The following is a 14190-nucleotide window of genomic DNA, read 5'->3' on the forward strand; positions in this document are numbered from 1 at the left end:
CCGGATCCGCTCCGGAGATCCGACCATATCGGCCCTCGCCTGCAGCTTTGCCCCATATCTCGGTATGCGACGGCGCAGCATGCTCAACCGATCCGCAATCTCGTCGCCATGACGAACACAACCACGCACGACATGCCCGAACAGCCCTCCTCCCCCACCAGGCCGAAGAAGGAGCGCTACGTGCTTGAAGCGATCCTGTCAGGCATCGCCACAGGAGTGATCGACGTACTGGCCCACCCTGTACTTCAGGTCGTCATCACCTGGGTCGACCGGCGCTGAAACTCCCACCAGGGGGCCAGTATTCAGTCTCCGAGCGGGTGCTGGGGCACGAGGCCCTCCAACCTCTCGCCGAGTCGGCGTGCGGAGAGGGTTCGCTGTCGTCTTGGAAGATCTCCAGCTCCTTCAGGGCCGTGATGGCGTCACTGACCACCTCGTCGGGGCGATCCGTAGCCGACGGTGATCCAAACGAAACGGCCTAACGCTGCTGCAGTTCAAGCACTACCTGGTGCTGGCCGGCAGGAGGAACGCCGGAGTTCGCTCTGCCGGCGTTCCTCCTCGCCCACGCCCTGCTGCGGGCGCTGAACCAAGAGCTCGAACGCCCCGACGACGAGGACCTGTGGGGCCAGCGAGGACCCCAAGCGGCGATGAACGGCCGGTCCTCACCCGTTCTCGGGCTCGGTGGTGCGGGGAGCGGGTCTGTACGCTCACCGGCTCTGGCCCGTAATCGGTGGCAGCGCTGTGTAGTGATCACTGGAGGAGGATGCGATGGCGGAGCAAGGGGAATCCGGCTCGGCCGTGCATCTGTCTCGTGATCCGCTTGGTTCGCGTGTTGACGCCCTCGGTGCGGCCGTTGTGGTACGGGCGGGTGAGGCCGGCGTCGACGGCGGCGCGGTCGAGTTCGAGGCCGTTCGCGAAGGAGTGCAGGTGGGGCAGGTCGACGGCGCGAACCGTGGTGATCCAGTCGGTGAGTTTGGCGTCGTTGCCCTCCGCTGGGGTCAGTAGCTGAGCGAATTCACCGGTGAGGTGGGCGAGTTCGGTCATCTCGGGGCAGGCTGCGGCGAGTTCCCGCAGTAGTGCGGTGTCCTTGTCGCGCAGGTTCTCGGGGCGGGTGAGCAGGAGGCGGGCGAAACGCTGCGGGGTGGTGACCGGCTTGTCACCCTCGGCGCGGCCCTGGGTGATGTAACGGACCAGGAGGTTGGCGCTGCCGGTGTAGCCCAGTTCCTTGATCTCGCGCAGGAGGTGAGTGACGGGCACAGCGGGGTCTTCGCTTCGGCGCCGGCGCAGGTGGTCGCGGTAGGGGTCGACGAGTGTGGGCTTGTAGCGGGGTGCGCGGCGGTCGCCGGTGGGCTCCTTCATGCGGGCGTACCGTCCACCGGCAAGTCTGCGAGCACCCGCCTATGAAACCCGTGCACCCGCGCTGTTCGCGTCCCGCACGCGGGGCACGGCACCGGATCGTCCCGGGTCCGCACCGACACCCGGATGACCTCACCCTCGCCCGTCACCCCCTCGATGACCAGGGCCGACAATCCTGAAAACACCACCGCCACAAGCTCATTGACATCGCGCACACCATGCCAACGACAACCGTCACCCTTCGTTACCACCGATTACGGGCCAGAGCCACTCGCTTTACAGACCCCCTGACGCCCCAGGTGGTGCGGTGTCTGAACAGCGCGATCCACGGCAGCGGCTCGCGTTCGTCCGCTTGCCTGCCTCCTTGGCTCGCGCGTCCGCCTGGATGGAGGCGGGTTCCTCGGCGGGCAGCCGCGGGTGGTCCCTTGGAGGCGCGGTGGAACTTCGAGCAGATCGAGCCGCGACGTGGAGGAGTGCGGGTCAGGAGCGGCAAGGTGCCCTGGTGGTACTTCGTATGACGAGGTGTGGTGTGACGACGACTTCTCGTCCGTCGTCCGTCGCCCCACCCTCCAGCCGGGCGACGGCCCGGCTCACGGCCCGGCGCGCCAGCTGGCGGGCTTCTTGCCCGACCGTGGTGAGTTGGACGTGGGCCAGGCGGGCGAGGTGGCTGTCGTCGAAGCCGACGACCGAGATCTCGTCGGGCACAGGGATACGGGCGCGCAGGAAGGTGTCGAGGACACCGATCGCGCAGTGGTCGTTGAAGGCGAGGACGGCGGTGGGGCGGGCAGCCGCGGCGAGGAGTGTTCGTGCGGCTGCCGCGCCGTGGTCCTCGGTCAGCCCGCCCGGCACGAGGCGGACGCGGTCGGTGAGGCCATGGTACTTCATGGCCGACTTGTAGCCGCGGCGCCGGTCCGCCGCGCCCGGCGCCCTGCCCCCGTCGATGTGGACGATGTCGCGATGGCCCAGTGCCACGAGGTGGTCGACCGCCTGTCGGGCGCCCTCGTCGTCGGCCGCGCGGACGACGTCGACGCCGTCGGCGAGCGGGCGCAGCCGGCGGGCCACGGAGACGACGGGCAGCTGCGCCGCGAGTTCTGCCAGCCGGGCCGCCGGGGCATGGGGGCTGAGCAGGATCAGTGCCTCGCAGCGGTCGGCGAGCAGCGTCTCCACCGCCTCCTGTTCGCTGCGGCTCGCGGCGACGGCGCTGAGCGCGATCTGATAGCCGGCCGCCCCCGCCGCGGCGTAGAGCGCCTCAACCATGTCGGCGTGGAAGGGCTGTTGCAGGTCGAACTGCACTCCCACCAGGTGCGAGCGGCTGCTGCGCAGGAGGCGGGCCCTGCTGTCCGGCCGGTAGCCGATCTCCTGCGCGGCCTGCAGCACCCGCTCGCGACTAGCCGCGCTGGGCCCCTTGGCACCGCGCATGACCATGGAAGCAAGCGGCACGGAGACACCTGCCCGCGCCGCGAGGTCGGTGAGCGTCGGCCGCTTTCCGTCCGGTACGGCAGAGCGCGATGGCACCGTCGGCCTTCCTGATCGAGGGTCTTCTCCGAGGTGATCGTAGACCGAGCCAAGCAGGACACACACTGGTCGACGTTGTTACAACGTTATAAAGCAAATGTCCGCACAAACCCTTGACAGGCTGCCCGGAGCCTGGCGTACTGCTCCTGTTTTCTTAGAACGTTATAAGTCTGGAGCTGCGATGTACACGTTGGCGGTCTGTGCCGAGATGGTCTTCCGGGACCTGCCGATCGAGGAGCGGGCCCGGCGCATCCACGAGGCCGGCTTCCAGGTGGAGATCTGGGACTGGACCCGGCACGACCTGAACGCACTGGCCCAGACGCCCGCCGAGTTCTCCTCGATGACCGGCTACATCCGCGGCACCCTGACCGACCCGGACGGCGCGGCCGAACTCCTGCGCACAGCCGAGGAGTCGATCAAGGCCGCCGAGCATCTCGGCTGCCCCCGGCTCAACCTGCACGGCACCGGCCTGGACGGCGAGGGCCTGCCCGTGGTGCCGATGACCGGCGAGGCCACCGGCGAAATGTGGATCACCGCCCACCGCACGCTCACCCGCCTGGCCGAACTGGGCGAAAGCGCGGGCGTCACCTTCACTCTGGAGAACCTCAACACCGCCGTCGACCACCCCGGTGTCCCGTTCGCCACGGCCGCCGACACCTTCTCCCTGGTCGCGGCAGTTGATCGGCCCGGTCTGCGGATGAATCTGGACCTGTACCACGCCCAGATCGGCGAGGGAAACCTCATCGAGCTTGTCCGCCGCGCGCACGGTGCGGGGCTGATCGGAGAGATCCAGGTCGCCGACGTGCCCGGCCGCCGTGAACCCGGCACCGGAGAGATCAACTATCCGGCTGTCGCCCGCGCCCTTACCGACCTCGGCTACGACGGCACGGTCGCCCTGGAGGCATGGCCCTCCGGCGACAGTCACACCGCCATGGAGCGGTTCCGCGCCGCGTTCACCCTCTGATCCCCACCCCGAGCCGCACAGCCGGCCCCCCGTAGCTCCCCGTCCGACCCACAACGGGATGTGTTGTGTCCCGCCAGTGGGTCACCCCTTCCCGCATGTCAGCACAGTGAGGTGCCGAAATGAACCGCTCGCTTCCCTCCCGCTCCCGCAGATTCACCGTCCTGGTGGCCTTCACCGCCAGTACCGTCCTCACGGTCGCCGGCTGCTCCAGCAGCTCGGGCGGCAAGAAGTCGGAGGAGAGCGCCGGTGGCGTCTCTGCCGGCAAGGCCACCACGCCCCGCATGACCATCGCGATGATCACGCACGCCGTCCCCGGTGACACGTTCTGGGACACCATCCGCAAGGGCGCCCAGGCCGCCGCTGCGAAGGACAACGTCAAGCTGGTCTACTCCTCCGACCCGAACGGGGGCAACCAGGCCAACCTGGTGCAGAACGCGATCGACCAGAAGGTCGACGGCATCGCCGTCACCCTCGCCAAGCCCGATGCCATGAAGGGCACCGTGGCCAAGGCGGTGCAGGCCGGTATACCCGTGGTCGGCTTCAACTCCGGTGTGGACGACTGGAACAAGCAGGGCCTGCTCGAGTACTTCGGCCAGGACGAGACCGTCGCGGGCGAGGCGGTCGGGAAGAAGCTGAGTTCCCTCGGTGCCAAGAAGGTCGCCTGTGTCATTCAGGAACAGGGCCAGGTCGCCCTCGAGGCACGCTGCGCGGGCGTCAAGAAGGGCTTCTCGGGCACGACGGAAAACCTGTTCGTCAACGGCGCCGACATGCCGTCCGTGAAGTCGACTGTCACCGCCAAGCTCAAGCAGGACCCTTCCATCGACTACGTCGTCACCCTCGCGGCCCCGGTCGCGCTGACCGCCACGCAGGCGGTGTCCGAAGGCGGCAGCAAGGCCAAGGTCGCCACCTTCGACCTCAACAAGGAACTCGTGAAGGCCATCCAGGACGGCAGCATCCAGTTCGCCGTCGACCAGCAGCCCTACCTGCAGGGCTACCTGGCTGTCGACTCCCTCTGGCTCTACAAGAACAACGGCAACTACAGCGGCGGCGGCGTCGCGCCCGTGTTGACCGGCCCGGCCTTCGTCGGCAAGTCCAACATCGCCGCCGTCGCCGCGTTCGCCGCCAAGGGAACACGGTGACGCGTACGACCCGGGTCACGGCCGGACCCGTGTGGGTTCGGCCGGCCCGCTGCTGACCGTCACCGCCGCCCCCCACCCCCAGGCAAGGAATCACATGACCCACTACACCTCCCTTGGAGTCGCCGTGATCGGCGCCGGCCGCATGGGCGCCGACCATGTACGCCGGATCAGCGAGGTGACCAGCGGCGCCCATGTGGCCGCCGTCGTCGACGTCGACATCGATCGCGCCAAGGCGGTTGCCGCGTACGTCGACGGATGCGCGGCCTATGGCGACGTCGCCGAAGCGATGGCCTCACCCGACGTCGACGCGGTGCTGCTCGCCTCCCCGGGCGTCGCCCACGAGGCGGCACTGCTCACCGCGTTCGAGTACGGCCTGCCCGTCCTGTGCGAGAAGCCCCTCACCCCCGACGCCGCCTCCGCCCTGCGTGTGCTGGAGGCCGAGCAGCGGCTTGGGGACCGCCGGGTGCAGGTGGGCTTCATGCGCCGCTACGACCACGAGTACCTCAAGCTCAAAGCGCTGCTGGACAGCGGGGAACTGGGCCGGCCGCTGATGCTGCACAACCGGCACCGCAACCCGTCCTGTCCGCCGGACTTCACCAGCGCCATGCTCGTCAACGACTCCGTGACCCACGAGATGGACGTCACCCGCTGGCTGCTCGGCCAGGAGATCACCTCCGTCACCGTCATGCGGCCGCGGCCCTCCGGCAACGCGCCCGAAGGACTGGCCGATCCCCAGTTCGTCGTCTTCGAAACCGACGGCGGTGCCCTGGTCGACGTTGAGATCTACGTCAACGCCGGCTACGGCTATCAGGTCCAGGCCGAGGCGGTGTGCGAGCACGGCACCGCCCGCATCGGCGACCGGCACGACATGCTCGTCAGCACTGGCGGACGCTGGGGCGGCACGGTCACCCCCGGCTTCGTCGAGCGGTTCGAGGAAGCGTACGACCGCGAGGTCCAGGCATGGGTCGACGCCACCCGACGCGGCGAGGTCACCGGCCCCAGTGCCTGGGACGGCTACGCCGTGGCCGCGGTCTGCGAGGCGGGCATCCGTGCCCAGACCGAGGGCCGCCGCGTCGAGGTGGAACTGGCCGAGCGCCCAGCCCTCTACATCTGACCCCCACCGCCGGCACACCGAACCAGCGGGGATCGACCGCTCCCCGCCCGACCACACCGCAGACGGGACGCATCATGAAGATCGGTCTGAACACCGACAGCGTTGGGCAGCTCACGCTCGACGAGACCCTGGACCTGGCCGCCGAACTCGGCCTGGACCACGTGGAGTTCGCCACCGGCGCCTGGTCCACGGCCCCGCACATCGACATTGACCGGCTTCTCGGCAGCGACGGCGCGCGCCGCGAACTGCTGGCCAAGGTCGCCGACCGAGGGCTCACGATCAGCGCACTCACCTGCTCAGGCAATCCCCTGCACCCCGGGCCCAGCGGCCGCGAGCACGACCAGGTCGCGCGCAGGACGATCGCTCTCGCCCCGCTCCTCGGCGTCGACCGTGTGGTGATGATGTCCGGGCTGCCGGGCGGGCCGGGCGACGCCAACCCCAACTGGATCACGGTCTCCTGGCCGCCGGAGACCACACAGATCCTCGAGTGGCAATGGTCCGAAGCCGTACTCCCGTACTGGCGAGACCTCGTCGCCCACTCCCGTGACCGGGGCGTACCCAAACTCGCTCTGGAGATGCACGCCCACCAGGCGGTCTACAACGTCCCCACCCTCCTGCGGCTGCGCGAGGAGGTAGGGCCCGTGGTCGGGGCCAACTTCGACCCCAGTCACCTGATGTGGATGGGGGCCGACCCGCTGGCCGCCATCGAGGCCCTGGGCGAGGCGATCTACCACGTGCACGCCAAGGACACCCGGCTGGAACCCTCCCGGCAGGCGCTGACCAGCAGGCTGGAGACGCTGCCGGTCATGGCCGCCAAGGAACGCTCCTGGAACTACGTCACCCTCGGCTACGGCCACGACGACGCGTTCTGGCGCGCTTTCTGCCTCGCCCTGCGCCGAGCCGGCTACGACGACGTCCTGAGCATCGAGCACGAGGACGCTCTTGTGGCCCCCGTCGAGGGCGTCACCAAAACCGTCGATCTCCTGCGCCGCGTCATCCTGCGCGCCCCCAGCTCCTACAAGCCCCAGGAGATCTGAGCCGTCCGAAGCCGCACGGAAACACGTTCCGCGCGGCTGGGTCCGCCAGGCCGAGGTCGACCGCGGCGAGCGGGACGACGGGTTGACCACCGCCGAGCATGAGGAACTGAGAGTGCGGGATGTGAGCTGATGTCCGTTTCGGGGTTGGGCCTGGGTTAGGAGCCCTGGTCGGCGGGGCGAGTGGACGGTCAGGGGCAGGGCTGAGCGAACAGGCCGGGCTCGGGTTCGGTGAGGATGCCCCGTGACCAGGCGTTTCAGCTTGGAGCGGATGCCTTCGGTGTTCTTCGGGACGATGGGCAGGTCGAGGGCCTGGCAGAGGTCGCGGGCACGCAGCGGCTTTCCGGTGTCGGCGAAGGTGGTGAGGATCTGCTGGTAGGCCGGGTGGTCCGGGACGTCGGGTCGGGCCGGTTCTTCGGTGGGGGCCGGTGCGGGGATGTCGAGGAGGGTCTTGCGGGTGATGCGCAAGTTCTCGCTCTCCGCGTCGAGTTCCCCCAGCCCGGCGGTGAGATCCGCCGGCGCCGCAGCCTGAGCAGGCCCGGACGGCGGGCAGCCGCCCAGGACTTCGTGCGCCGGGACTTCACCGCCGACGCACCGGACCAGGTGTGGTGCGGCGACATGACCGAGATCGACACCGGTGAGGGCAAGCTCTACCTACAACCGTGATCGACCTGTTCTGCCGCTGCCTGCTCGGCTACGCGATGGGCGAACTCCACGACGCCGAACTGGTCGTCGCCGCCCTGCACATAGCCGTCGCCACCCGCGGCGGCGACATCAAGTGCGTGATCTTCCATAGTGATCGCGGCAGCGAGTACACCTCCCGCCGCTTCCGCCAGACCTGCCGGAAACACGGCGTGACCCAGTCCGTGGGCCGGGCCCTTCGTCGACAGGTAGACCGCACAACCGCCAAAAACTCATCGCCGGAACTTCCCCGGCGCCGGGCTGCAGTGACTGTGCTGGGCGACTGCTCCCTGCTCGACGGGGCTGTCGGTGGCCGACGTGGAAGCCATCACGGCATCACGTGGTCCCTACCCGAGCCGACACCGACCCGTGGCCGTCGAAAGCCCTGCCCTGCGCACCGGGTGGGCGGCGGTGGCGAAATGGGACGGTTCTCCAGACACCCAGAGGTGTCTCACCTACCGGTGCCGTCGTTTCAGGAGCCTGTGCGCGAGGGTGGCCACGGGAGTTTGGGCGCGTTCTTCGTCGTACACCACTCGATGTGCGACCCGTTCCAGGCGAAGGCGATCGGTACGTTACGCCGAGTTCCGTCCGTGGCGACGTAGGCCAGCCAGGTCACACCACGGGCCAGCAGCTCCTGCCTGATCGGGCGGTTCAGAACCTCGATGATCCCGTTCGGCTGCATGGTTCGGTTTCTCCTTCTCAGCGCAGCTGCTCGGCCAGTCCGACGATGATGCCCTCCGGTCCGCGGAGGTAGCAGAGCAGATGACTGTCCCCGAACCGGGCGATCTCGCCGACGAGTTCGGCACCGTGAGAACGCAAGCGGGCAACGGTGTCCTCGATGTCGTCGACAGCGAACATGACGCGGTGCGTACCCAGAACGTTGTGCGGCCGATTGCGCGGCCCGGCGCTGATCACCGCGGGGCTGTGGTACTTCGCCAGCTCGAGCCGGCTGTAACCATCCGGGGTCCGGACCATCGCGATGTCACAGCGGACGCCGTCGAGTCCGGTGCACTGGTCGGCGAAGAGGCCCTCGACCTCCGCCCTGCCCTCCAGCTCCATACCGAGATCCACGAAGAACGCGATGGCGGCGTCCATGTCCTCGACGACGATGCCGACGTTGTCCATCCGCTGAATCGCCACGCTGGTTTCTCCTTCTTCCTCGTACGGCCGGTGGTGGCCGCTGATGCCCCTGGGACGGAGCCGATGGCACGTTCTCGACATCCTCAGACCGCCGAACTCCGACGGGCTGCGGAGAGGGCGGAGACGCTGTCTGGCTGGCCCCACCCACGGCTGGCAAGTAACTGCTGTCGACATCTCCGTAACCGCCCTGGAGCGCACGTCCGCCCACGGCAGCGCGGCCGGCGTCAGTGACCGCCTCACCACCGGACAGCACGATCTGGCCCGCACCTTTCCCACCGGCACGTTCGACCTCATCTCCGCCCAGTACCTGCACACCCTCCTGGAGTTCCCCCGGACGCGCATTCTCCGTAGGGCGGCCCACGCACTGACCGCTGGCGGACTGCTGCTCAACGTCGACCACGGCTCGGTCCGCCCCTGCGACGGGACGCCCACCGCGCGGCCGGCGTAACCGACTGCGCCCACCGGCTGCGGAGCCCGCGGCCGGTTTCAGCCTGCCAGCTGTTGGAGCCATTCGCGCAGCAGAGCCGTCTCCGTGTCTCGCAGGGGTACCCCGGCGCCCGCAGCCGGGGGCCCGGGGGTGAGCGCGGTGTGAAGTGCGGCATCGAGGGCGAGTGCGCGCGAGGCCAGGTCCGACCCGGATGAGGCGGGCGAGTCCGTGGTGATGGAGGCGATGACGGTGTCTCGCAGCCGTGCCGAAGTGGTCAGGTCCCGCTCCGAGGACTCTTCGCCGATCAGCGCCAGCGTGGCACCCGTTGTCGCCGCGTGGATGACGCGGGTCGCCTGCTCCACCGGAACCCGAAGGCGCCCGGCGTCGGCCGCCCGGCCCAGCAGTCTCACCAGCAGGGCGTGCGCCTCGTCCGCGGCCGGGGGCCGCCGCCCGGGCTGCACAGTGCCGTACATGAGCATGTAGAACGCGGGGTGCTGCACTCCGAAGTCGACGTGCAGGTCCCAGCCGCGGTAGAGGTCTGCCACCGGGTTGTCGGGGGTCAGCGCCAGTGCCTCCCGTTTCTCGGCCAGGTACATCTCGAATCCGTAGGCTGCCAGCTCGGCCAGGAGTCCGTCCTTGTCGTCGAACATCCGGTAGAGCGCGGGGGCCGTGATGCCCGCGGCTGCGGCGACAGCGCGCGTGGAGACGGCTTCGCTGCCGCCCTCCTCCAAAAGCTTGGCGGCCACCTGCAGTACCTGGCGCCGCGCGGCGCGTCGTCCCTCGTTCATGGAACAACGATATCTCATATTGCGTATCACCGCTTTATCGGTGCTACTGTTTAAAGCGGAACGACGATCCAAGCTGATGGTGGTCGGCGCCGGCCCGCGCGACCTGGGCATGTGCCGCACCCCGGCCGGGGCCGTCGGTCCCCCACTCGTGGAACTGTGCGGCCGACCGCCGCAGCGGGCAGCTCGTCGTCCGCCGGCCCCACCACCGAACACGCCGCCATCGCGGCAGGAGAGGAACACCCGTGTCCGATATCTCGATCGTCATCGCGTCGCATTCCGGCTACGGCCACACCGCGCAGATCGCCACGGCTGTCGCGGACGGCGTACGCTCCGTCGCCGGGACGCAGGTCCACCGCGTGGACGTCGCCTCCCTCAGCGACGCCGACTGGGAACTGATGGACGCCGCGGACGCCATCATCTTCGGCACTCCCACCTACATGGGCACCGCGTCAGGGGCGTTCCACGCCTTCGCCGAGGCCAGCAGCAAGCGGTGGATGATCCGCGCCTGGAGCGACAAGCTCGCGGCGGGATTCACCAACTCCGGCTCCATGAGCGGCGACAAGCTGCACACCCTGCAGTACCTCTCGCTCCTGGCGGCCCAGCACGGAATGCTCTGGGTGAGCCTGAACCTCCTGCCGGGCTGGAACACCACCACATCCAGCCCCCAGGACGACAACCGCCTCGGCTTCTACCTCGGCGCCGGCGCACAAAGCTTCAACGACACACCCGCGGTCCACGACGCAGACCTGAACACCGCCCGCCACCTCGGCCGGCGCGTCGCCGAGCACACTCGGATCCACCGCGCCGGACTGGCCGCCGCAGCGCACTGACACAACGGTCCGCCCACATCACCTTTCAGCTTCTTTCCGGAGGGGTTGCACCATGCAGAACCGGACGCTCGGAAGCCAGGGCCTTGAGGTCTCGGCGATCGGCTACGGCGCGATGGGCCTGACGATGGCCTACGGATCCACCGACGAGGAGGCCGGCGTCGCCGCCCTCCGCCGCGCGCACGACCTGGGCGTCACCTTCTTCGACACCGCCGAGATGTACGGCTGGGGCACCGGATCCAACGAGATCCTGGTCGGCAAGGCAGTCAGGGACTTCCGTGACAACGTGGTTCTGGCCACCAAGTTCGGTGTCGACATGTCGGTGCCTCCGGAGCAGATCGGCGGCGCTCTCAACAGCCGGCCCGACAACATCCGCAAGGTCGCCGACACCAGCCTGCGCTACCTCGGCGTGGATCACATCGACGTCTTCTATCAGCACCGCGTCGACCCCGAGGTGCCCATCGAGGAGGTCGCGGGCACCGTCAAGGAACTGATCGACGCGGGCAAGGTGAAGTACTTCGGCCTCAGCGAGGCCGGACCCGAGACGATCCGCAAGGCGCACGCCGTGCAGCCGGTCTCCGTCCTGCAGACCGAGTACTCCCTGTTCGAACGCGACGTCGAGCAACTCTTCCCCGTCCTGGACGAACTCGGCATCGGCTTCGTCGCCTACTCCCCCCTCGGCCGCGGGTTCATCACCGGCACCGCCAAGCCCGCCAGCCAGTACGAAGCCACCGACATACGCACCGTCGACCCGCGCTGGCAGCCGGGCAACTTCGAGAAGAACGTCGAAGCCGTCGACCGGCTCGCCGAGCTCGCGGCGACCAAGGGCGCCACCGTCTCCCAACTCGCCCTGGCCTGGCTCCTGACCCGGGGCGAGCGCATCGTGCCCATCCCCGGCACCCGCAGCCCGAAGCGCATCGAGGAAAACACCGCCGCCACCGACCTCACCCTCACCGACGCCGACCTCGATGCCATCGACGAGATCCTGCCTCTGGGCGGCTTCGGCGCCCGCTACACCGACAGGCACGTGCCCACCTGGATCTGAGATCCACCCCGGGACAGATGCCACTCAGGTCGGCTCCGGTGAGATCGGCGCAGGGCGGCGGGGGCGAGGCGGACGGTGTCGTGTGGGCGCGTTCGGATAGAGCACCGAACTCGTACCCGCCCGCACGATGCCCCGCTGAGCAACCCGCCCAGCCGAACCCCAGGCCGGTGCACCCGATATCAATCGCAGGGCAGCCCGTAAGCGGCCGCATTTCCCCGGGCTCCTGCAACTGCTGGGCCACCGGCGTCGGCGCAGCACGCGGATGTTCGCAGTTGCTCGGCTACCAGGTGTGCGCCACGTCCACCACCAGCCTGTCGGGCAGCACCATTACCCGGAAGGGCAAGGTGGCCCGGACACCGAGTCCGATGTGGGTCCCTCCGTCGTAGTAGCCGCCGAACTTTGCGTCCCGAAAGGTCCGGTAGCCGCTGAGGTCGAGTCCCGGCAGCGGATCCGCAAGCCCGACGTGGTACTGCGCGTCGTCGACCGGCGCGGTGAACTCGATCTCGATGACCGCCCCTCCCGCGACCGGGATACCGGTCTGGGACGGGGGGTGGGCGAAACCGGGGACGTACTGGACCCAGTACAAGGCCGGGTCGGCCGTCGTCATGCCCGGAATATCGACAACCATGCGGTCGTAGCAGGCGTGCCGACCGGTTCTGACATCCGTCAGGGAACCGGTCATCGCCATCGACCCCGGCGCCGCCTTCGCCATACTCCCCCAGCCCGTCTCGCAAACTGTGGTCTGCGGAGCGGCAGCGGCAGTCGACGCAGTGCCTGCTCCCGTCAGTACCAGCGCCAGCGCTGCCAGCGCCGTTGCCCAGCGTCTCATCGGCGAGCAACCCCTTCCATTTTCCGTGAATTGCGCATCTACGCCATGTGAGACAAAGAGGAAAGCGAAACGGTTGGACGCGACGACGGTCACGTTTCGGACATTCCATCCCGGGACTGCCAGCCGCTGGGAACCGTCTGCCCGGGTAGCCGACCTCCCCATTCCGGGCGCGTCGGCACTGGCTCGCCCGGTGCGCTCCATGACAGGTCAGGGACCGAGGGCGGTTGGACCGTTCTGCTCCCTGCCCGCGTCAGCCTGTGGGGCTACTTGGCGCTGTCAAGCGGCGCCTGGCGTGACAGGCCGCCCCTTGCGAGTGGCGGTTGGGTGTCCTCGGGTGCTCACGAGATCGGCGCCGACCGCATGGGTGCCTGTGGTGCGCCGGCGGCCAACTCGTCGAGTTCCTTCGAACTCTCCAGTGGATGCAGACAGGATCGGTTCGAGCGGCACCAGGTCTTGAAGTTGCAAACACCTCCGGCGAGACTGTCAGTCGCCGTTTGATTCTTCAAACATTTCTGTCTGGCGCTTCCCTGAATCCCTTTTCTGGAGTTGTCGTGTCTGTTACCTCTGAGGCAGTAACCCCTCGCCGTGGTCCGCTTGTCGTGGCGGGGGGTGTGCTCGCTGTGATCGTGGTGGCTTCCGTGGCGAACGCGGTGATCGCCCTTCTCGCCCTTGCTGTTGGCGCACCCGACGACTTCAAGCCGTTGGAGCCGTCCTCGTACATCTTCCTGACGGCGGTCGGGGTCGTGGCGGGTGCCGTCGGCTGGGCCATCGTCCGAAGGACGTCGAAGGACCCCGAGGCGCTGATGCGGTGGCTTGTGCCGACCGTCGTCGTGGTGTCCTTCGTCCCTGACTTCCTGCTGCTCGGCGCGGGCGGAGTGACCGGTGTCGTGGCGTTACTCATGATGCACGTCGTGGTCGCGGTGGTCGCAGTGTTCGCCTACCGCAAGGTTATGCCCCTGTCGAAACGGTGAGGACAGGCTACGAAATCGGCGGCCAGGTGGCCGATGACCTTGGGCGGACGGGCGCCCCCGCGTCCCCGAGAGGTTGGCCGAATACGGGGGCTGCGGACTTGCCCTCTGCTTGAAAAGTGGCGTGCGCTGGGTCATGGCCCGTCCGCTGCCCGTCGCCACCAGAAGGATCAGGGAGCGGCGGCGCGGGCAGGAAGCGGGGGGACGAGCGCTGTCGCACCTTCGATCGTGCGAGATCCAGGCGCTGATGGGCGGATTGGCCCATAGTCGCGGCAGACCCTGATGCCTCGCCTCGGGTACCGGTTCCTTCGGTTGGACCGGTACCCGAGGCGCAGTTCGGCCACTGCGGTGGTAGCGCTGGCTTCC

Annotated in this window: 16 protein-coding genes and 1 pseudogene; 10 read left to right on the forward strand and 7 right to left on the reverse strand. The window is 68.5% G+C overall.

Annotated elements, in window-relative coordinates; translation table 11 throughout:
* The first annotated feature begins 108 nt into the window (after positions 1-108).
* On the forward strand, positions 109-279 hold the full coding sequence (locus M2271_RS19335; protein WP_280888504.1) for a hypothetical protein: 171 nt from the start codon (positions 109-111) through the stop codon (positions 277-279).
* 468 nt (positions 280-747) lie between these two features.
* Here M2271_RS19335 and M2271_RS19340 read toward each other — a convergent pair.
* Together M2271_RS19340 and M2271_RS19345 are read right to left on the reverse strand one after the other, a co-directional pair.
* Positions 748-1580: pseudogene (locus tag M2271_RS19340) on the reverse strand (transposase); the annotation flags it as partial.
* Between the two features lie 253 nt (positions 1581-1833).
* Positions 1834-2868: a LacI family DNA-binding transcriptional regulator gene (locus M2271_RS19345; RefSeq protein WP_280888505.1), complete on the reverse strand. Its 1035-nt coding sequence runs from the start codon at positions 2866-2868 to the stop codon at positions 1834-1836.
* 181 nt (positions 2869-3049) lie between these two features.
* On the opposite strand from M2271_RS19345, the gene M2271_RS19350 reads away from it, so the two are divergent.
* The 5 genes from M2271_RS19350 to M2271_RS19370 all read left to right on the forward strand — a co-directional run bounded on the left by M2271_RS19350 (position 3050) and on the right by M2271_RS19370 (position 7785).
* Positions 3050-3832 carry a TIM barrel protein gene (locus M2271_RS19350; RefSeq protein ID WP_280888506.1) on the forward strand — a complete coding sequence of 261 codons (783 nt, stop codon included), beginning with the start codon at positions 3050-3052 and terminating at the stop codon, positions 3830-3832.
* A gap of 119 nt (positions 3833-3951) precedes the next feature.
* A complete protein-coding gene (locus tag M2271_RS19355) occupies positions 3952-4971 on the forward strand; it encodes a sugar ABC transporter substrate-binding protein (RefSeq protein WP_280888507.1) in 1020 nt (339 codons plus the stop codon).
* A gap of 94 nt (positions 4972-5065) precedes the next feature.
* Complete coding sequence (locus tag M2271_RS19360) at positions 5066-6085, forward strand: Gfo/Idh/MocA family oxidoreductase (protein ID WP_280888508.1); 1020 nt, start codon at positions 5066-5068, stop codon at positions 6083-6085.
* A gap of 74 nt (positions 6086-6159) precedes the next feature.
* Positions 6160-7122 carry a sugar phosphate isomerase/epimerase gene (locus tag M2271_RS19365; protein ID WP_280888509.1) on the forward strand — a complete coding sequence of 321 codons (963 nt, stop codon included), beginning with the start codon at positions 6160-6162 and terminating at the stop codon, positions 7120-7122.
* A gap of 234 nt (positions 7123-7356) precedes the next feature.
* Positions 7357-7785, forward strand: a complete 429-nt coding sequence (locus tag M2271_RS19370; RefSeq protein ID WP_280888510.1) for a hypothetical protein — start codon at positions 7357-7359, stop codon at positions 7783-7785.
* Here the strand turns inward: M2271_RS19370 and M2271_RS19375 are convergent.
* From M2271_RS19375 to M2271_RS19385, 3 genes are all read right to left on the reverse strand, one after another.
* Positions 7770-7913, reverse strand: a complete 144-nt coding sequence (locus tag M2271_RS19375; RefSeq protein ID WP_280888511.1) for a hypothetical protein — start codon at positions 7911-7913, stop codon at positions 7770-7772. The genes M2271_RS19370 and M2271_RS19375 overlap by 16 nt on opposite strands.
* A gap of 359 nt (positions 7914-8272) precedes the next feature.
* Positions 8273-8482: a hypothetical protein gene (locus tag M2271_RS19380; RefSeq protein WP_280888512.1), complete on the reverse strand. Its 210-nt coding sequence runs from the start codon at positions 8480-8482 to the stop codon at positions 8273-8275.
* Between the two features lie 17 nt (positions 8483-8499).
* Positions 8500-8940 carry a VOC family protein gene (locus M2271_RS19385; RefSeq protein WP_280888513.1) on the reverse strand — a complete coding sequence of 147 codons (441 nt, stop codon included), beginning with the start codon at positions 8938-8940 and terminating at the stop codon, positions 8500-8502.
* A gap of 43 nt (positions 8941-8983) precedes the next feature.
* Here M2271_RS19385 and M2271_RS19390 point away from each other — a divergent pair, with 43 nt between their 5' ends.
* A complete protein-coding gene (locus tag M2271_RS19390) occupies positions 8984-9388 on the forward strand; it encodes a class I SAM-dependent methyltransferase (protein WP_280888514.1) in 405 nt (134 codons plus the stop codon).
* 38 nt (positions 9389-9426) lie between these two features.
* Here M2271_RS19390 and M2271_RS19395 read toward each other — a convergent pair whose 3' ends face one another.
* Positions 9427-10155 carry a TetR/AcrR family transcriptional regulator gene (locus M2271_RS19395; protein ID WP_280888515.1) on the reverse strand — a complete coding sequence of 243 codons (729 nt, stop codon included), beginning with the start codon at positions 10153-10155 and terminating at the stop codon, positions 9427-9429.
* Between the two features lie 242 nt (positions 10156-10397).
* Here M2271_RS19395 and M2271_RS19400 point away from each other — a divergent pair, with 242 nt between their 5' ends.
* On the forward strand, positions 10398-10985 hold the full coding sequence (locus M2271_RS19400) for a flavodoxin family protein (protein ID WP_280888516.1): 588 nt from the start codon (positions 10398-10400) through the stop codon (positions 10983-10985).
* A gap of 52 nt (positions 10986-11037) precedes the next feature.
* Complete coding sequence (locus M2271_RS19405; RefSeq protein ID WP_280888517.1) at positions 11038-12027, forward strand: aldo/keto reductase; 990 nt, start codon at positions 11038-11040, stop codon at positions 12025-12027.
* Positions 12028-12307: 280 nt separating this feature from the next.
* Here M2271_RS19405 and M2271_RS19410 read toward each other — a convergent pair whose 3' ends face one another.
* Positions 12308-12856: a hypothetical protein gene (locus tag M2271_RS19410; RefSeq protein WP_280888518.1), complete on the reverse strand. Its 549-nt coding sequence runs from the start codon at positions 12854-12856 to the stop codon at positions 12308-12310.
* Between the two features lie 611 nt (positions 12857-13467).
* Between M2271_RS19410 and M2271_RS19415 the strand changes: the two genes are divergently transcribed.
* Positions 13468-13827: a DUF6069 family protein gene (locus M2271_RS19415; RefSeq protein ID WP_280888519.1), complete on the forward strand. Its 360-nt coding sequence runs from the start codon at positions 13468-13470 to the stop codon at positions 13825-13827.
* Positions 13828-14190 lie beyond the last annotated feature (363 nt).

Origin of the sequence: Streptomyces sp. LBL (assembly GCF_029893585.1) — a bacterium.
Taxonomy (GTDB): domain Bacteria; phylum Actinomycetota; class Actinomycetes; order Streptomycetales; family Streptomycetaceae; genus Streptomyces.